At 65.5% G+C, this 16330-nt stretch carries 17 protein-coding genes; 10 read left to right on the forward strand and 7 right to left on the reverse strand.

What is annotated here, in order from left to right; genetic code table 11:
* The first annotated feature begins 62 nt into the window (after positions 1-62).
* Positions 63-947 carry a LysR family transcriptional regulator gene (locus FNV92_RS03265; protein ID WP_014439312.1) on the forward strand — a complete coding sequence of 295 codons (885 nt, stop codon included), beginning with the start codon at positions 63-65 and terminating at the stop codon, positions 945-947.
* A 28-nt stretch (positions 948-975) separates the two neighbouring features.
* Here FNV92_RS03265 and FNV92_RS03270 read toward each other — a convergent pair whose 3' ends face one another.
* A complete protein-coding gene (locus FNV92_RS03270) occupies positions 976-1701 on the reverse strand; it encodes an alpha/beta hydrolase (RefSeq protein ID WP_143842273.1) in 726 nt (241 codons plus the stop codon).
* 158 nt (positions 1702-1859) lie between these two features.
* Here FNV92_RS03270 and FNV92_RS03275 point away from each other — a divergent pair, with 158 nt between their 5' ends.
* Positions 1860-2840 carry a helix-turn-helix domain-containing protein gene (locus FNV92_RS03275; protein WP_143842271.1) on the forward strand — a complete coding sequence of 327 codons (981 nt, stop codon included), beginning with the start codon at positions 1860-1862 and terminating at the stop codon, positions 2838-2840.
* A 7-nt stretch (positions 2841-2847) separates the two neighbouring features.
* On the opposite strand, the gene FNV92_RS03280 is transcribed toward FNV92_RS03275, so the two are convergent.
* From FNV92_RS03280 to FNV92_RS03300, 5 genes are read right to left on the reverse strand one after another with little or no spacing between them, the layout of a single operon-like run.
* Entirely contained in the window at positions 2848-3993 is a 1146-nt protein-coding gene (locus FNV92_RS03280) for an acyl-CoA dehydrogenase family protein (RefSeq protein ID WP_143842270.1), read from the reverse strand.
* A 13-nt stretch (positions 3994-4006) separates the two neighbouring features.
* Positions 4007-4834: an SDR family NAD(P)-dependent oxidoreductase gene (locus tag FNV92_RS03285; protein WP_143842268.1), complete on the reverse strand. Its 828-nt coding sequence runs from the start codon at positions 4832-4834 to the stop codon at positions 4007-4009.
* A 20-nt stretch (positions 4835-4854) separates the two neighbouring features.
* Entirely contained in the window at positions 4855-5265 is a 411-nt protein-coding gene (locus FNV92_RS03290; RefSeq protein ID WP_143842266.1) for a MaoC family dehydratase, read from the reverse strand.
* Positions 5262-5717 (reverse strand): MaoC family dehydratase N-terminal domain-containing protein, encoded by a 456-nt coding sequence (locus FNV92_RS03295; RefSeq protein ID WP_143842264.1) that lies wholly within the window; start codon positions 5715-5717, stop codon positions 5262-5264. The genes FNV92_RS03290 and FNV92_RS03295 overlap by 4 nt, the downstream gene beginning before the upstream one ends.
* Before the next feature lie 5 nt (positions 5718-5722).
* The gene (locus FNV92_RS03300; RefSeq protein WP_143842263.1) at positions 5723-6904 is read right to left on the reverse strand and encodes a lipid-transfer protein; all 1182 of its coding nucleotides are present in this window, start codon (positions 6902-6904) and stop codon (positions 5723-5725) included.
* Between the two features lie 88 nt (positions 6905-6992).
* Between FNV92_RS03300 and FNV92_RS03305 the strand changes: the two genes are divergently transcribed.
* The 3 genes from FNV92_RS03305 (at position 6993) to FNV92_RS03315 (ending at position 10074) form a co-directional block, all read left to right on the forward strand.
* Complete coding sequence (locus FNV92_RS03305; RefSeq protein WP_143842261.1) at positions 6993-7736, forward strand: TetR/AcrR family transcriptional regulator; 744 nt, start codon at positions 6993-6995, stop codon at positions 7734-7736.
* Entirely contained in the window at positions 7733-9289 is a 1557-nt protein-coding gene (locus FNV92_RS03310) for an acyl-CoA synthetase (RefSeq protein WP_143842258.1), read from the forward strand. The genes FNV92_RS03305 and FNV92_RS03310 overlap by 4 nt, the downstream gene beginning before the upstream one ends.
* Before the next feature lie 110 nt (positions 9290-9399).
* On the forward strand, positions 9400-10074 hold the full coding sequence (locus FNV92_RS03315) for an alpha/beta hydrolase family protein (RefSeq protein ID WP_186355506.1): 675 nt from the start codon (positions 9400-9402) through the stop codon (positions 10072-10074).
* A 3-nt stretch (positions 10075-10077) separates the two neighbouring features.
* Here the strand turns inward: FNV92_RS03315 and FNV92_RS03320 are convergent, their stop codons facing one another.
* The gene (locus FNV92_RS03320) at positions 10078-11052 is read right to left on the reverse strand and encodes a ketopantoate reductase family protein (protein WP_143842256.1); all 975 of its coding nucleotides are present in this window, start codon (positions 11050-11052) and stop codon (positions 10078-10080) included.
* A 156-nt stretch (positions 11053-11208) separates the two neighbouring features.
* Between FNV92_RS03320 and FNV92_RS03325 the strand changes: the two genes are divergently transcribed.
* The 5 genes from FNV92_RS03325 (at position 11209) to FNV92_RS03345 (ending at position 16278) form a co-directional block, all read left to right on the forward strand.
* Positions 11209-12012 (forward strand): enoyl-CoA hydratase-related protein, encoded by an 804-nt coding sequence (locus tag FNV92_RS03325; protein ID WP_143842255.1) that lies wholly within the window; start codon positions 11209-11211, stop codon positions 12010-12012.
* Between the two features lie 124 nt (positions 12013-12136).
* The gene (locus FNV92_RS03330) at positions 12137-13501 is read left to right on the forward strand and encodes an FAD-dependent oxidoreductase (RefSeq protein ID WP_143842253.1); all 1365 of its coding nucleotides are present in this window, start codon (positions 12137-12139) and stop codon (positions 13499-13501) included.
* A 33-nt stretch (positions 13502-13534) separates the two neighbouring features.
* On the forward strand, positions 13535-14539 hold the full coding sequence (locus tag FNV92_RS03335; protein WP_143842251.1) for an ABC transporter substrate-binding protein: 1005 nt from the start codon (positions 13535-13537) through the stop codon (positions 14537-14539).
* 154 nt (positions 14540-14693) lie between these two features.
* Complete coding sequence (locus tag FNV92_RS03340; RefSeq protein WP_143842249.1) at positions 14694-15467, forward strand: ABC transporter ATP-binding protein; 774 nt, start codon at positions 14694-14696, stop codon at positions 15465-15467.
* Positions 15460-16278, forward strand: a complete 819-nt coding sequence (locus FNV92_RS03345) for an ABC transporter permease (protein ID WP_014439331.1) — start codon at positions 15460-15462, stop codon at positions 16276-16278. Before FNV92_RS03340 ends, FNV92_RS03345 begins: the two co-directional genes overlap by 8 nt.
* Positions 16279-16330 lie beyond the last annotated feature (52 nt).

Genomic DNA, 16330 nt, shown 5'->3' on the forward strand with positions numbered 1-16330 from the left:
TTCTCCGTCTTTGATCATTGTGTATTTCAAGATCGATTCATTTCCTGAATGTTGATGATTCCATGGACTCCCTGGTGAGCATGAGGGTGTTTTGCCTGATCGCGGAGCTGAAGAGCTTTTCGGCCGCGGCGGAGCGCCTGCGCATTTCGCCCGCCATGGCGAGCAAGCACGTCATGCAGCTCGAGAAGCGGCTGGGGACGCGGCTGCTTAACCGGACCAGCCGGCGCGTCAGCCTGAGCGAGAGCGGCACGCTCTATTTCGAGCAGGCGCGCCAGATGCTGGATTCGCTCGACGAGGTCGAAGCCGCTGTCAGCAAGGCGACCGTCGTGGCGCGCGGCCGGCTGCGGCTGACTGCGCCGGTGTGGATGGCGAACACGATGTTCGCGGGCGTGCTGGCGGACTACCAGGCCCGCCATCCCGAGGTGTGTCTCGACGTCGATCTTAGCGGCCGGCTGGTCAATCTGGTCGAGGAGGGATTCGATCTCGCCTTGCGCGCGACGGGCGCACCCGACGAGTCGCTGATTGCGCGTCCCATTACCAAGGTTGCGTTCCACCTGGTCGCCGCACCCCCCTATCTCGATCGCGCCGGCCGCCCGACAAAGCCGGCCGACCTCGCAGGGCGGGCGCTGTTGCACTACGCGCTTTATCCGGGCGAGAGCTTTTCGTATCCGGGCGAGCATGGCGTCGAAACCGTCAAGCTCAATCCGGTGCTGCGCAGTGGCAACGAAACGCTGCTGCACATGGCGGCGCTGGAAGGCATGGGTTTCGCCTTCCTGCCGAAATGGCTGGTTGCAGATGACATCGCTGCCGGTCGGCTGTTGCACATTCTGCCTGATGATGTCGCTTTCGAAGGGCGCCTGTTCGCGGTCTATCCCAGCCGCAAGTATTTGTCCGCCAAGGTGAGGACCTTCATCGACTTCGTCGTGGCCGACAAGCGGATGAGGTGAGCGGCGACCGCGCGACTGGTCGCGCCGCTCAGTCGCGCCCCGCCTCCATGATCGCCCTGGCAAGCCGTGCCGGGTCGGAGAAGCAAAGTTCGTGGCTTCCGGGCACCTGCACCAGCCGGAACAGGCCGAGCTTCTCCGATAGCCGCGGATGCCAGCCGTAGCTGTGCGGCATCGCAGTGTCTTCGGTGCAGTTGATGTAGGATTTTGCCAGCGGCATTTCGGCCGGATTGGCCTTGAGCGCGATCCTGTCGGTGAAGGTCGCCAGCGGATGCGGATTGAGCACGTCGTAGGCGCGCTGCGCGGTCTCGATGTCGGCGTCGTTGATGAAGGCCTCGCGCCAGACCGGGAATGGCAGCACCACCGAGCCGTCGCCGCGCTCGGCCGCGATCGCGTCGAACAGCCCTATATAGTGCGGCGGCACCATGTCGTTGAGGCACTCGCCGTTGTTGGGCACGAAGGCGTTCCAGTAGACCAGCCGGCGGATGCGCGCGGGCGCGAGGTCGGCAACGCCGGTGATGATCATGCCGCCATAGGAATGGCCGAGCAGAATGACGTCCGTCAGATCGTTTTCGGCGAGGTAATCGGCGATCGACTGGATTGCTTCCTTCAGCCCCGTCGTCTTGGCGTCACCAGGGCGGTTGCCCTTGATCGTCGGCAGGTAGACCTGGTGGCCGGCGGCGCGGATGGGAGCCGCGACAGGCTCAAGCTCGGCACCGGTGTGCCAGGCGCCGTGGACGAGAACGTAGGTCGACATGTTGTGGCTCCTCCGCCGGATGTGGTTAGATCGGAACGAATTGGGTCTTTTGCGGCGCCCGCAAGGCGCTGCGGACAATTCTTGTTGTGCGGAGTGTGAACTGGCGGGCCGTTTTTCGCTTGGCTGGGAGTGAACCGGATTGGTCTCGGAGTGAACCGATGCAGCAGATCGAGCGCGCCACTCCGTCACGCCAATCGGCCTGGAATACCGCGGGCCTCCGGCCGAACGAGCAATTCGCCTATTATCGCGAGGCGATCTGCCAGGCTTTCATGAACCTGACGCCGGAGCCGATGGCGGCCGCCGGCTTCCCGGCCAGTGTCGAAAACATCCGCTTGGGCGGTGCCGCGCTCAATCGCGTCAGCTTTCCCGCGCATGTGGTGCGTCGCTCCGCGGCCGACATCGCCGCGTCCGACCGCAGTTGCTTCTATCTCAATTTGAAACTCGCGGGCCGCTGCCGCATCCAGCAGGATGGCCGCGAGATCAGCCTGTCATCCGGACAGGTCGGCATCTTCGACAGCGACCGGCAGTTCGCCCTCCTGCACGACCATGGTCCGCAATTGCGGGTCGCCTCGTTCTGGGTGCCGGCGGAGGTCCTGCGCGAACGCCTGCCGGTTTCGTTCGACGTCAGCGCTTCTCGCGTCTCCGATGATCCCTTCGTCGGTCATCTCATCGTGGAGACGGCGCGCACGCTCAGCGATGGCGCGCTGCGCATGACCGAGGACGAAGGCGCAAGGCTGTTCCACGCGCTGATCGAACTGGTTGCCGTCAGCCTGTCGCGGCGCAGCCGGTCGGGGACTGCCGAGGCTGGGAGCCTTGCCGACGTCACGACGCTCGCGCTGAAACGGGCCATCCATCGCAAGCTCCGCGAACCCGGCCTTGCCGTTGTCGACGTCGCCGACGCGATCGGCATCAGCGAGCGCTACGTCCACAAGCTGCTGGCGCGATCGGGCGTCAGCTTCACCGATTACGTCATCGATCGTCGCCTAGATGGCGCGGCCGGGGATCTCAAGGATTCCGCCATGGCTGATCGCGCGATCGGCGCCATTGCCTTCGACTGGGGCTTTTCCGACCTCTCCCATTTCACGCGGCGCTTCAAACAGCGTTTCGGCTGCCGGCCGCGTGATTGGCGCGCGCGCTAGCTCCGCCCTACAGCGACCTCGCGATCAGCAGCTTCATGATCTCGTTGGTGCCGCCGTAGATCTTCTGGATGCGGGAATCGATGAAGATGCGCGAGATCGGGTATTCCTGCATGTAGCCGTAGCCGCCGAACAGCTGGAGGCATTCGTCGGCGGTCTGGACCTGCTTGTCCGAGCACCAGTATTTCGCCATCGACGCCGTGACGGTGTCGAGATCCCCGGCGATCAGGCGCTCGATGCACCAGTCGACGAAGACGCGCGCGATCATCGCTTCGGTCTTGCGCTCGGCGAGCGTGAAGGCGGTGTTCTGGAAGTCCATCAGCGGCTTGCCGAACGCCTTTCGCTCCTTGGTGTACTCGGTGGTGAGCCTGACCGCGCGCTCCATCGCGGCGACAGCGCCGACCGCGAGCGCGAGGCGCTCCTGCGGCAATTGCTGCATCAACTGGACGAAGCCCTTGCCTTCCTCATTGCCGAGCAGGTTTTCCGGCGGCACCGTGACGTTGTCGAAGAACAGCTCCGACGTGTCGGAGGCGTGCAGGCCGATCTTGTCGAGGTTACGCCCGCGCTTGTAACCGTCCGCGCCCGCGGTCTCGACGACGATCAGGGAAATGCCCTTGGCGCCGACATCGCCGGTGCGGGCGACGACCACGATGAGATCGGCGGCCTGGCCGTTGGTGATGAACGTCTTCTGGCCGTTGATGACGTAGGAATTGCCCTGCTTCTTCGCGGTGGTCTTGACGGCCTGGAGGTCCGAGCCGGTGCCGGGTTCGGTCATGGCGATGGCGCCGACCATCTCGCCGGAGGCCATCTTCGGCAGCCACCGCTTCTTCTGCTCCTCCGAGCCGTAGTTGAGGATGTAGTGCGCGACGATGGCGCTGTGCACGGAGACGCCGGTCGTCAGTTCCGGCACCGTGCTTTCGAGGTCCTCCAGCACGGCGGCGTCATAGGCGAAGGTGGCGCCCAGGCCGCCATATTCCTCCGGTACGCTGGCGAGCAGCGCGCCCATCTCGCCGAGCCCGCGCCAGGCAAAGCGGTCGACCATCTTCTGCGCGCGCCATTTCTCGGCATGCGGGGCCAGGTCCTTGGCAAGATACTTCCGGAACTGGTCGCGGAACGTATCCAGCTCTTCGGTCATCCACGACGATCGGTAATGCATCAGTGCCTCGCTCTCAGACAATCAGGCCGCCACCGGCGACGACCACCTGGCCGCTGATATAATTGGATTCCGGGCTGCAGAACAGATAGACGGCATCGGCCGCCTCTTCCGGCGTGCCGCCGCGGCCGAGCGGGATCATGCGCGACATCGCCTCCAGCATGTGCGGCTGCACGCCCACCTTGATGTCGCGGCCGGCGACGTCGATGGTTTTCTGCTGTGCCTCGATCGGTTGTGTCAGGCGGGTTTTGATAAGGCCGAAAGCGACACAATTGACGTTGACCTTGTAGCGGCCCCACTCCTTGCACATGGTGCGCGTCAGCCCGATGAGCGAGGCCTTGGCCGAGGAATAGCTGGCCTGACCCGCATTGCCGTACAGGCCGGCGATCGAGGAGATGTTCACGACCTTGCGGAATACCTCGCGGCCTTCCTCGGCTTCCTTCCGGGCGAAGACCCGGATCGGCTCGGCGGCCGCGCGCAGGAGCCGGAACGGAGCGACGAGATGGACGTCCAGCATGGCCTGGAACTGCTCGTCCGTCATCTTCTGGATTGTCGAATCCCAGGTGTAGCCGGCATTGTTGACGATGATGTCGAGCCCGCCGAACTTGTCCAGCGCAGCCCCGACGAAGCGGTCGGCGAAACCTGATTCCGAGACGCTGCCGTTCACGGCGGCGGCGTCGCCGCCGAGCGCCTTGATCTCCGCCACCACGGCGTTACCAGGCTCGGCATCGAGATCGTTGACGACGACCTTGGCGCCTTCGCGCGCCAGCTTCAGTGCGATCGCGCGCCCGATGCCGCGGCCCGAGCCGGTGACGAGCGCGACCTTTCCTTGCAGCTTTGCCATTTGCATGTGTCCTCTTGCTGTTACAGCGCGACGATGGCGTTGCCTTCGAGCTTGACCTCGCCGCGATCGTCCCTGGTGGTGAGTGCGAGCCTTGCGCGCCGCTCGCCGTCTACGGCGAAGAGTTCGGTCACGGTGCCTTCGCAGGTCAGCTTGGCGCCAAGCTGGGTGATGGCGACGAACCGGGTCGAAAAACTGCGGAGCCTCGACGGTGGCACCACATCCGTGAGCGCCTGCCCGAGATAGGCCATCACCAGCATGCCGTGCGCGAACACATCCGGAAATCCGGCGGCCTTGGCAAAGTCGATATCGACGTGGATCGGATTATGGTCGCCCGATGCACCGCAGTAGAGCGCGAGCGTGTGGCGGGTGATCGGTGGAAAGACCTTGTGGACGAGACGGTCGCCGGCCCTGATGTCTCCGGATGCCGTCATGACGCCACCTCGTTGCGCACGACGATGGTGCGCGCGGTATCGGCGACATGCACGCCGTCCTGATTGGTCACCTCGCATCGGATGCCAATCAGCGTCATCGCGCCGCCCTTCTTCTCCATCACGCTGGTCACGCTCGGCTGGAACGTCAGGGTGTCGCCGACCAGAACCGGCGCGTGATAGACGAAGCTCTGCTCGCCATGCAGCACGCGGGCGAGGTCGATGCCGAGCGCGGTGAACATCTCGAAGGGGTCGTCGACGTCCGTCATCTCGAGGCAGAACAAATAGGTCGGCGGCACCGGCGTGCCGGTGAAACCCGCCGCCCGCGCAGCATCTGCGTTGCGGTAGACCGGGTTCCTTTCATCCAGCGTATTGAGGAAGTAGCGAAGGCGACCCGGCTCCACGCGAGCGGTGACGGGCGTGAAGCAGCGCCCTACGGCTGACTGATCGACCATGGATGTCAGTGCCGCTTGTAGAGCGTAACGACACAGGCGCCGCCGAGGCCGAGATTGTGCTGGAGCGCGACCTTTGCCCCCTCGACCTGCGTCGGACCAGCCGTGCCGCGCAACTGCCGCGTCAGCTCGTAACACTGCGCAAGTCCGGTGGCGCCGAGCGGATGCCCCTTCGACAGCAATCCGCCGGACGGGTTTGTCACGATCCGGCCACCATAGGTGTTGTCGCCGTCATTGATGAACTTGCCGGCCTCGCCCTCGCCGCAGAGGCCGAGCGCCTCGTAGGTGATGAGCTCGTTGTGGGCAAAGCAGTCGTGCAACTCGACGACATCGAGATCGTCAGGCCCGACGCCGGCGCTCTCGTAAACCCGGCTTGCCGCCTCCTTTGCCATGTCGTAGCCGACGAGCTGCATCATGTCGCCGGCCTGGAAGGTCGACGGCGTGTCGGTAGTCATGGCCTGCGCCGCGATGCGTACCTCTTTGCCGATGCCATGCTTGTCCGCAAACCGTTCGGACACCAGCACGGCGGCGGCACCGCCGCAGGTCGGCGGGCACGCCATCAGGCGCGTCATCACGCCCGGCCAGATCACCTGATCGTTCATCACGTCGTCCGCCGTGACCTCCTTGCGAAAGAGTGCCAGCGGATTGTTCCGGGCGTGGCGGCTCGCCTTGGCGCGCACCTTGGCGAAGGCGTCCAGTGGGGTGCCGTATTTCTTCATGTGGCTGAGGCCGGCGCCGCCGAAATAGCGTAGCGCCAGCGGAATACCGGGGGCATCAATCAGCCGGTCCGCAGCCGCGTCGAATTCCTCGAATGCGCTCGGACGATCGGTATAGACGCTGCCGAGCGCGCCGGGCTTCATCTGCTCGAAGCCGACCGCCAGCACGCAATCCAGCGCGCCGCTCGCGATCATCTGCCGCGCCATGAACAGCGCGGTCGAGCCTGTCGAGCAATTGTTGTTGACGTTGACGATGGGGATGCCGGTCATCCCGACATGGTAGAGCGCCCGCTGCCCGCAGGTGGAATCGCCGTAGACATATCCGACATAGGCCTGCTGAACCGTCTCGTAGCCGAGGCCGGCGTCGGCGAGCGCGAGCCTGGTCGCCTCCGTCCCCATCTCGTGATAGGGCGCGCTGGCGCCCGGCTTGGTGAAGGGGATCATGCCGACCCCTGCGACGATGACGTCAGACATCGCGTCCTCCCAATAAATTACCCATTGGACTTTTTATTACCCATGGGTAACATATCGTCCGATGCCTACCAGAGTCAACCGATCGAGCATGGCTTCAGCGCCGTCCATTCCGCCGCCCTCGGCGCCGCCTTCCCCTTGGCTGCCGTTCGAGAGCAGGCGCCGCGCCCGCGACGAGAAGCGCGAGGCGGTGCTGCGCGCCGCCGTGCAGCTCTTCCTGGAGCAGGGCTATCATCGCGTGACCCTGAACGAGGTCGCTGATCGGCTGAACATCACCAAGCCCGCGCTGTACAATTACTTCCGGGGCAAGGACGAAATCCTGTTCGAGTGCTGGTCGATGGGCGCCGAGCTCGTGGACAGTGTGATCACGGAGATTGCCGCCGGCGGTGGTTCGGGCCTCGCCAGGCTGCGCAAGCTGGTGCACGCCTATGCCGCGCTGATGGCAACCGATTTCGGCGCGAGCCTGGTGCGATTCGACCTCCGTGATCTGGCCGAGCGGAACGCCGGTGTCGCCCGCGCCGCCAAGAAGCGGATCGACGCCACGTTCCGGCGATACATCGCCGCGGGCATTGCCGACGGTTCGATCAGGCCTTGCGATCCCAAGCTTGCGGCATTCGCGATCGCGGGCTCGCTCAACTGGATCGGCCACTGGTATCGCCGTGACGGCGGGCTGTCGCCGAGCGAAATCGCCGACGAGTTCACGGTTCGCCTGACCGAAGGCCTGGCGACCGAAAGCCGGCAGAAAATAGCAAAGAAGACGCCGAGGGCGCCGCAAGGGCGTAACTCAGGACGCAAAACAACAGGGACGAAACGCACAGGAGGAGGAACGGGATGAACGTCACACATGGGCTACGGCGCGCGTTGCAGATTAACCCGAACGGGCCCGCCACCGTCTATGGCCAGCGGCGCCGCAGTTGGGGGGAGCTTGGCGAGCGCGTTGCAAGGCTGGCCGGCGGCCTGCGCACCCGCGGCATCAAGGACGGTGATCGCGTCGCCGTGCTGTCCTTTAACTCGGATCGCTATCTCGAGCTTTATCTGGCGATAGGTTGGGCAGGCGGCGTGATCGTGCCGCTCAACATTCGCTGGAGCGCCCTTGAAAACGAGGACGCGCTGCGCGATTGCCGTGCCTCCGTTCTGCTGGTCGACAAGGCCTTTGCGCAGGTTGGCGCGCAGCTCGCTGGCGCCATTCCGGGGCTGAAGCTGATCTATGCCGACGACGGCGAGGGGCCGGCCGGAATGGAGAGCCATGAGGATCTGGTCGCGGCCAGCGCTCCGGTTGCCGATGCCATGCGCGAGGGCGAAGATCTCGCCGGCATCTTCTACACCGGCGGCACCACCGGACGTTCGAAGGGCGTGATGCTCAGTCACCAGAACCTGATGGCCAATGCCCTCAACGCTCTCGGAGAAGGCCTTTTCCCGGCGAGCACGACTTATCTGCATGCGGCACCGATGTTTCATCTCGCGAACGGGGCCGCGATGTATTCGCTGCTGCTCTCCGGCGGCTCAAACGTGATCGTTCAGGGCTTCACTCCCGAGGGCGTGATGGCTGCGATGCAGAACGAGCGCGTCACCGACGTGCTGCTGGTCCCCACGATGATCCAGATGCTTGTCGATCACCCCGCGATTGGAAACTACGACCTGTCGTCGCTCAAGCACATCATCTATGGGGCCTCGCCCATCAGCGAGGCGGTGCTCGACCGTGCCGCGCGCGCATTGCCGCATGTACGTTTCACCCAGGCTTACGGCATGACCGAATTGTCGCCAATCGCGACGTTGCTGCACGCCGATGAGCATGTCGGGGAGGGGCGCAGAAAGGGCCGTCATCGCGGTGCTGGCCGTGCCACGCTCGGCTGCGAGGTACGGATCGTCGACGAGAACGACCGGCCCGTGCCGGCAGGGTCCGTCGGCGAGATCGTGGTGCGCGGCGATACCGTGATGATGGGCTATTGGGAGCGGCCCGAGGAGACCGCGCGGGCCGTCATTGACGGCTGGATGCACACGGGCGATGGCGGCTACATGGACGAGGACGGGTTCATCTATGTCGTCGATCGCGTCAAGGACATGATCATCTCGGGCGGCGAGAATGTGTACTCGATCGAGGTCGAGAACGCGCTGGCGCAGCACCCGTCGGTGCTGCAATGTGCGGTCATCGGAGTTCCCAATGAGCAATGGGGAGAGCAGGTCCATGCCGTCGTGGTCAAGCGCAGCGGCGTGGAGGTTTCGCCCGGTGAGCTGATCGAGTTCACGAAGACGTTGATTGCCGGCTACAAATGTCCCCGCAGCATCGAGATCACCGAGACGCCGCTGCCGCTGTCGGGCGCCGGCAAGGTGCTGAAGCGCGAGCTGCGCAGGCCGTTCTGGGATGGTCGGGAACGGCGGGTCAGCTAAGACCTTCGTTCGTGCGGGTCCGCACACATCAGGGTCAAGCGCGAGGTCTGCTGTTTTCAGATCGTGGTCGCGCAGGTATCATCGAGGGAATTCATCGGGAACATCTGGTCTTGGTCGAGACGCGCGAACTCAAGCTCGACATCGAACGCGTCGGTACGGTTTCGGCGCTCCTGACGCGGCCGGACCATGCGCGCGCCTGCTACGTGCTGGCGCATGGTGCGGGCGCCGATATGAGGCATTCCTTCATGGAGAAGGTCGCCGAGGGCCTTGCGAGCCGCGGCATCGCGACGCTCCGCTTCAATTTCCCCTACATGGAGAAGAAGCAGGGCCGTCCCGACCAGCCGGCGGTCGCGCACGCCACTATCCGCGCAGCGGTGCAAGCGGCGGCGCGGCTGTGCCCGGGCGTGACGCTCGTGGCCGGGGGAAAGTCCTTCGGCGGGCGCATGACCTCGCAGGCGCAGTCCAAGGCGCCATTTTCTGGCGTCAAAGGGCTCGCCTTCCTCGGCTTTCCCCTGCATGCGGCCAAGAAGCCGTCGACCGAGCGCGCCGAACATCTCGCCGATGTCGAGATCCCCATGCTGTTCCTGCAAGGCACGCGCGACGGACTTGCTGATCTCGGCCTCCTCAAGCCTGTGATCGCGGCGCTCGGAGCGAAGGCGATGCTGCATGAGGTCGAAGGTGGCGATCATTCCTTCGCGGTGCTCAAGAAGTCGGGGCGTACGAACGAGAATGCGCTCACAGAGGTGCTCGACGCGCTTACCGCCTGGATCGACCAGCTCGGCTGAGTTTCACGCGGAATAAAGCCCCTTGTCGCGCGCCTTCTGGATCGCCAGCGCGGCGATCAAGTCGAGCGTCGGCGTCGACAGGCCTGCAGTGCGGGCGAAGGCGGCGGGCGCCTTCACCAGCACGTCGATCTCCATGGCGCGGCCGAGCTCGTAATCCTGCAGCAGCGACGGCTTGTGGTTGGGGGCGGGGCCGCTGCGCGTCACGCGCTTGACCTCGGGGATGAAATGCTGGGCGATGTCGTTGGCCTCGTTCAGCATGCGCGGAATGACCTCGGCGAAGGCCGGGTCGTCGCGTACCCCGCGCGCAGTCTGGCCGGTCAGCAGGCACAGCACCGAGAGCGACATGTTGATCAGCAGTTTCGACCAGATCGCCTCGCGGATCTCGGCCACCGGCGGCGATTCCAGTCGCGCGTCGTTGAAGACGCCGCGGAGCCTGGTGATGCGCTCGCAATTGCGGTCGTCGCATTCGCCGATCAGGAACCGGTTGCGGTCCGGCGTCAGGTTCTGCACCACGCCGGGCGCGACCACCTCGTTGGAGGAGAAGACGACGCCGCCGATGATCCGCTCCTTCGGAATGCAAGCCCGCAGGCGCCCACCCGGGTCGAGGAAGGAAATGTCGGGCGGAGTCGGGTGCCGCGGCGGCAGGCCGATCCCGTACCACCAGGGAATGCCGTTCTGCGCGAACACGATCGCGGTGTCGTCCTGCAGCAGCGGCTTGATGCTGGAAACCAGCCCCGGAAGCGCCGTCGCCTTCAACGTGCTGATCACCACGTCCTGCGGCCCGAGCTGGGCTGGATCGCCGGAGGCATTCACCTTGGCGGTGACCTCGGAATCGCCGACGCGCAGCTTGAGGCCGTTGGCACGGGCCGCCTCCAGATGCGCCCCGCGCATCACGCACGAGACGTCATGGCCGGCGCGTGCCAGCCGAACCGCGATGTGGCTGCCGACGGCGCCCGCGCCGAAAATGCAGATGCGCATGGATATGTCCCGTCCCTGATCCCATAGTGCCGCCAGGCGCCAGCATGACACAAGCTGCCATGCGATGGGCGCGGCCGCGCTACGCCACAAAGATATGGATCAGGGCGCGCGGCCTCGCCCATAGTGCGGGCTAAACAAACGACCGGAGGATCGCCGATGACTGCCAGCCCCGTCCTGTGGAGCCTCGACGCGCGCGGCGTCGCGACCGTCACATTGAACCGGCCGGAGGTCAACAACGCCTATGATGGCGGGCTGATCGCCGGCGTGCTCGCGGCCATAGACGATCTCGGCCGGAAACCGGGCCTGCGGGTCGTCGTGCTCCGGGGCAACGGCAAGCATTTCCAGGCCGGCGCCGACCTCAAATGGATCAACGGCGTGCGGCCGCAATCGATCGAGGTCAACGAGGCGGCCTCGCGGGCGACCTTCGAGGCGGTGCAGCGGCTCAACACGCTGCCGATCCCAACCGTCGCGCTGGTGCAGGGCGGCTGTTTCGGCGGCGGCACCGGCGTGATCGCGGCCTGCGACGTCGTGATCGCGGCCGACAATGCCGTGTTCTCCATTACCGAGGTACGCTGGGGCCTGACGGCCGCGATCATCATCCCGCAGCTCTGCGATGCCATTGGTACCAGGCAAGTCCGTCGCTATGCGCTCACGGGCGAACGCTTCGGTGCCGAGGACGCGCGCCGCATCGGCCTCGTCCATGACGTGGTGCCGCTCGCCGATCTGGAGGCCGCCGGTGCCAGGGTGGTCGAGCAGCTGCTCGCCAACGGACCCGAGGCGATGGCCGAGACCAAGCGGCTCGCGCTGGAGAGCTCGTTCGGCGGGATGGCGGTGGACGATGCGGCTTACAAGCGGCTCGTGCACCTGCATTCGGTCAAGCGCCAGAGCGCGGAGGCGGCTGAGGGCCTGGCGTCGTTCGCGGAGAAGCGGGCGGCGAACTGGGGCAGCGCAAAGGGCTGAACGTCAGAAGCTGCGGCATATGTTGTCGATGCTGCGATAGACGGCACCATCGTCCTGCCGTATCTGCTGCTTGTGCTTTTTCGCGCCTCATCCTCCCGACGAACAGCCACAGAGGGAACGTCCCATGCGAGCCATGACAATCGAGGAACCCGCTCGCCAGATTCCACTCTATGGCGAATATGAAGTCGTCGTGCTCGGCGGCGGCCCGGCCGGCATCATCGCTGCGGCCTCGGCCGCGCGGGCCGGGCGCAAGACTCTGCTGATCGAGCGTTACGGCTTTCTCGGCGGCATGGGCACCGCTGCCGGCGTCACAAATTTCTGCGGCCTGCATGGCAATGTCTATGGTCAGGCGCATCGGCTGGTGCAGGGCATGGCGTCCGATCTGCTGGCGCGGATCGATCGCCTCAACGGCCTCAATGCGCCGCACCTGATCCTCGGCAAGGTCTTCGCGCAGGCCTATGACACCGCGGCCTACAAGATCGCGGCCGACGAGCTGCTGGCGAGCCACAAGGTTCACATCCTCTTCCACGCGCTCGGTGCCGGCGTCGTGATGGGCGATAACAGCCGCATCGATGCGCTGCTGGTCGAGACCAAGGCCGGCCGGCAGGCGGTGCGCGCGGAGATCTTCATCGATTGCTCCGGCGACGGCGATCTCGCCGTCTGGGCCGGTGCACCGTTCGAGCTCGGCGATGAACACGGTCACCCGATGTATCCCTCGATGATGCTGCGCCTCAACGGCATCGATCCCGTGAGGGCCGGGGAGGCCTGGCGGACCATCCCGCAATTGATGGAAAAGGCGCTCGCCGCCGGCACCCACACATTCCCGCGCAAGAGCGCCATCGTGCGGCCGCAGAAATCCGGCATCGAATGGCGGGTGAATTTTACCCAAGTCGCGCGCGAGGATGGCCACGCCATCAACGGCATCGAGCCTGACGATCTCACCCGCGGCGAGATCGAGGGCCGCAAGCAGGCGCTGGCCGCGTTCGAATTCCTGCGCACCGTGCCGGGCTTTGAAAAATCCTACATCGTCGACCTGCCGCCGCAGCTCGGCATTCGCGAAACCCGTCGCATCAAGGGCGGCTACCAGCTCAGCGGCGAGGACGTGCTCGGCTGTGCCTCGTTCGAGGACTCCATCGGCGTCAACGGCTGGCCGATCGAGGCCCATGTTCCCGGCGATGTCGTGTTCACCTTCCCGCCGATCCCGGAATCGCGCGGCTATAATGAGCTGCCTTATCGGATGCTGGTGCCCGAAGGCGTCGACAATCTCCTCGTCGCCGGCCGCTGCGCCTCGATGACCCATGAGGGCCAGTCGGCGGCGCGGGTGTCCGGTGCCTGTTTCGTGATGGGCGAGGCGGCCGGTTCCGCCGCCGCGATCGCGCTCGCCGGAAACCGGATTCCACGCGAAATCCCGGTTGAAAAGTTGCAGGAAACGTTGAAACAACAGGGCGCCTTCATCGGGCGGGATCAGCCCGTGCCCGCAGGGCTCTGACGGGCCGACAAGAGAACCACTGGAGGAAACGGGATGATCGGGATTGCGCGGCTCGCATTGGCGAGCCTGTTGGCGATCATGGCGGTGGGCACGGCCCGGGCCGAGGACGCGCTGAAGGCGAGGGTTGGCGTGCTCCGCCTGTCGTCTTCCGCGCCGGTCTTCATCGCGCAGGACAAGGGCTATTTCCGCGAGGCCGGCCTCGACGTCGACCTGAAGTTTTTCGATGCGGCCCAGCCGATCGCCGTCGCCGTCACTTCGGGCGACATCGATTTCGGCGTCACTGCTTTCACCGCCGGTCTCTACAATCTCGCCGGCAAGGGCGTGCTGAAGGTGATCGGCGGCATGAGCCGCGAGAAGGCAGGCTATCCCCTGATCGGCTATTTCGCCAGCAACAATGCCTACGCGGCCGGGCTGAAGACGCCGAAGGATCTCGCGGGCAAGCGCATTGCGGTCACGCAGGTCGGCTCCTCCTTTCATTATTCGCTTGGCCTGCTCGCCGACAAGTATGGCTTCAAGCTCGCCGAGGTGAAGATCATCCCGCTGCAATCGCTGTCGAACGCGGCCGCTGCGCTGAAGGGCGAGACCGTCGACGCGGCGCTGCTCCCCGTCTCCACCGCGCGCAAGTTGATGGACGAAGGCGGCGCGAAATTCTTGGGGTGGGTCGGGGACGAGACGCCCTGGCAATTGGGCGCGGTGTTCGCCGCGCCGAAGACGCTGACCAACAAGGTGCTGGCGACGAAGCTTCTCGGCGCGCTCGCAAGAGCCGACCGCGAATATCACGACGTGATCCTCGCCGCGATGAAGGACGGTGTCGCGCCGATCAACGAGCAGACCAAGCCGCTGCTGGAGATCATCGCAAAGTACACCAACCTTCCGGTCGAGCAGGTGGTCGGCAACTGCGCCTATATCGATCCCGACGGCAAGCTGGACGTGAAGAACGTCGACAACCAGATCAAATGGCTCCAGGAGCAGGGATTCGCGGACAAGGGTTTTGACGCAAATGCGATCATCGCCAGGGACTTTGTGAAGGCGGATTGATGCTGCAGGCGATTACCTCTCTCCGTCATCCTGAGGTGCGAGCGAAGCGAGCCTCGAAGGATGCACGGCCCGGATGCAGCGGGGCCGCCGCCCTTCGAGGCCTCCGCTACGCTCCGGCACCTCAGGGTGACGGGGCGGGAACTGAGTCTTGCTCATGGACCTGATCGCCAGCCACATCTCCCATCGCTTCGGCGACCTCGCCGTGCTCGACGACGTTTCCTTCACCGTCGGCGCCGGCGAGGTGGTGGCGATCGTGGGTCCGTCGGGCTGCGGCAAGAGCACACTGCTGTCGATCCTCGGCGGATTGCTGCAGCCGACCTCCGGCGCGCCCGAGCTGCGCGGGACGCCGCCGGCGGACAGCCTCAATCCGCTGACCTTCGTGTTCCAGGATTTTGCGCTGCTGCCCTGGGCGAGCGTCGAGGAGAACGTCGAATTCCCGCTGCTGCACGCCCGGCTCTCGGCCGCGCAGCGGCGTTCGCAGGTCGAGGACGCCCTGCGTCGCACGGGCCTCACCGATTTCCGCAAGACCTATCCAAAACAGCTGTCCGGCGGCATGCGCCAGCGTGTCGGCATTTCGCGGGCGCTGGCGGTACGGCCCGCGATCCTGCTGATGGACGAACCGCTGTCGGCGCTGGACTCGCAGACCCGCGAGCTGCTGATGGAGGATTTCGTCCGTCTGCTCGCCGATGGCGACATGGGCGCGGTCTATGTCACGCACAATCTCGAAGAGGCCGCGCGGCTGGCCGACCGCATCGTGGTGCTGTCGCGCCGGCCGGGCCGGATTCGCGAGGTCGTGATGGTGCCGATGACCCGCGCAGAGCGCGGCGAGACGGTGGCGCGGGAAAAGCTGCTCGCGCTGCAGGACCAGATCTGGTCGCTGATCCGCAACGAGGCGATCGACGCTGAACGCGAGGTTCTGGATGCTTGAGCGCGCGGGCGCGCCCGCAAAGGACGACACGACTCGGCGCGTTCGCTTCCGCGGCGCCGGCTTCGTGCCGGCGTCGAGCCGCTTCGGCGGCTGGATCGCGCTCGCGCTCGTAATCGCGCTCTGGCAGGCGGCCGGCAGTGCCGGTCTCGTCAATCCGCTGTTCCTGCCGGCGCCCCTGGCCATTGCGCGCGCGATCTACCAGCTCGCGATCTCGGGTGCGCTCTGGCAGCATCTGTCCGCCTCGTTGCTGCGCATCGGCGTCGGCTGGGTGCTAGGCACCGCGGCGGGCATTGCGGTCGGCTTCGCCATCGGCCTGTCGCGGCTCGCGCGCGGCGTCGGCATCACTTTCATCTCGGCGCTGTTTCCGATCCCGAAGATCGCGCTGCTGCCGCTCCTGATCCTCTGGCTCGGCATCGGCGAAGAGCCGAAGATCGCGACCATTGCGCTCGGCGTGTTCTTCTCGACCGCGATCTCGGTCTACAGCGGCGTCGACGCCGTGCCGCGGAACCTCATCCGCATGGCGCAGAGCTTCAACGTTCCCTTCGCCACCATCGTGCGCAAGGTGATCTGGCCCGGCGCGCTACCCGCGATCCTCGCCGGCTTCCGCATCACCGCCTCGGTCGCGCTGCTGCTCGTCGTCAGCGCCGAGATGATCGGCGCGCAATACGGCATCGGCGCGTTTGTGCTCCAGGCCGGCAACCTGATGCAGACCGATCAACTGCTCGCGGGCGTGGTGATCTTGTCGGTGTTCGGGCTGGCGGTGGGGAAGGTGATCGGCTGGCTGGAGGTCAAGCTGCTGCACTGGCGGTGAGGCCTATTTCGTCATTGCGAGCGCAGCGAAGCAATCCAGAATCCCTCCGCGG

This window comes from Bradyrhizobium cosmicum (assembly GCF_007290395.2).
Classification (GTDB): Bacteria; Pseudomonadota; Alphaproteobacteria; order Rhizobiales; family Xanthobacteraceae; genus Bradyrhizobium; species Bradyrhizobium cosmicum.

Coding starts and splice junctions, on each gene's coding strand:
- FNV92_RS03265 (WP_014439312.1), top strand. CDS start 63: ATGGACTCCCTGGTGAGCATGAGGGTGTTTTGCCTGATCGCGGAGCTG.
- FNV92_RS03270 (WP_143842273.1), bottom strand. CDS start 1,701: ATGTCGACCTACGTTCTCGTCCACGGCGCCTGGCACACCGGTGCCGAG.
- FNV92_RS03275 (WP_143842271.1), top strand. CDS start 1,860: ATGCAGCAGATCGAGCGCGCCACTCCGTCACGCCAATCGGCCTGGAAT.
- FNV92_RS03280 (WP_143842270.1), bottom strand. CDS start 3,993: ATGCATTACCGATCGTCGTGGATGACCGAAGAGCTGGATACGTTCCGC.
- FNV92_RS03285 (WP_143842268.1), bottom strand. CDS start 4,834: ATGGCAAAGCTGCAAGGAAAGGTCGCGCTCGTCACCGGCTCGGGCCGC.
- FNV92_RS03290 (WP_143842266.1), bottom strand. CDS start 5,265: ATGACGGCATCCGGAGACATCAGGGCCGGCGACCGTCTCGTCCACAAG.
- FNV92_RS03295 (WP_143842264.1), bottom strand. CDS start 5,717: ATGGTCGATCAGTCAGCCGTAGGGCGCTGCTTCACGCCCGTCACCGCT.
- FNV92_RS03300 (WP_143842263.1), bottom strand. CDS start 6,904: ATGTCTGACGTCATCGTCGCAGGGGTCGGCATGATCCCCTTCACCAAG.
- FNV92_RS03305 (WP_143842261.1), top strand. CDS start 6,993: ATGGCTTCAGCGCCGTCCATTCCGCCGCCCTCGGCGCCGCCTTCCCCT.
- FNV92_RS03310 (WP_143842258.1), top strand. CDS start 7,733: ATGAACGTCACACATGGGCTACGGCGCGCGTTGCAGATTAACCCGAAC.
- FNV92_RS03320 (WP_143842256.1), bottom strand. CDS start 11,052: ATGCGCATCTGCATTTTCGGCGCGGGCGCCGTCGGCAGCCACATCGCG.
- FNV92_RS03325 (WP_143842255.1), top strand. CDS start 11,209: ATGACTGCCAGCCCCGTCCTGTGGAGCCTCGACGCGCGCGGCGTCGCG.
- FNV92_RS03330 (WP_143842253.1), top strand. CDS start 12,137: ATGCGAGCCATGACAATCGAGGAACCCGCTCGCCAGATTCCACTCTAT.
- FNV92_RS03335 (WP_143842251.1), top strand. CDS start 13,535: ATGATCGGGATTGCGCGGCTCGCATTGGCGAGCCTGTTGGCGATCATG.
- FNV92_RS03340 (WP_143842249.1), top strand. CDS start 14,694: ATGGACCTGATCGCCAGCCACATCTCCCATCGCTTCGGCGACCTCGCC.
- FNV92_RS03345 (WP_014439331.1), top strand. CDS start 15,460: ATGCTTGAGCGCGCGGGCGCGCCCGCAAAGGACGACACGACTCGGCGC.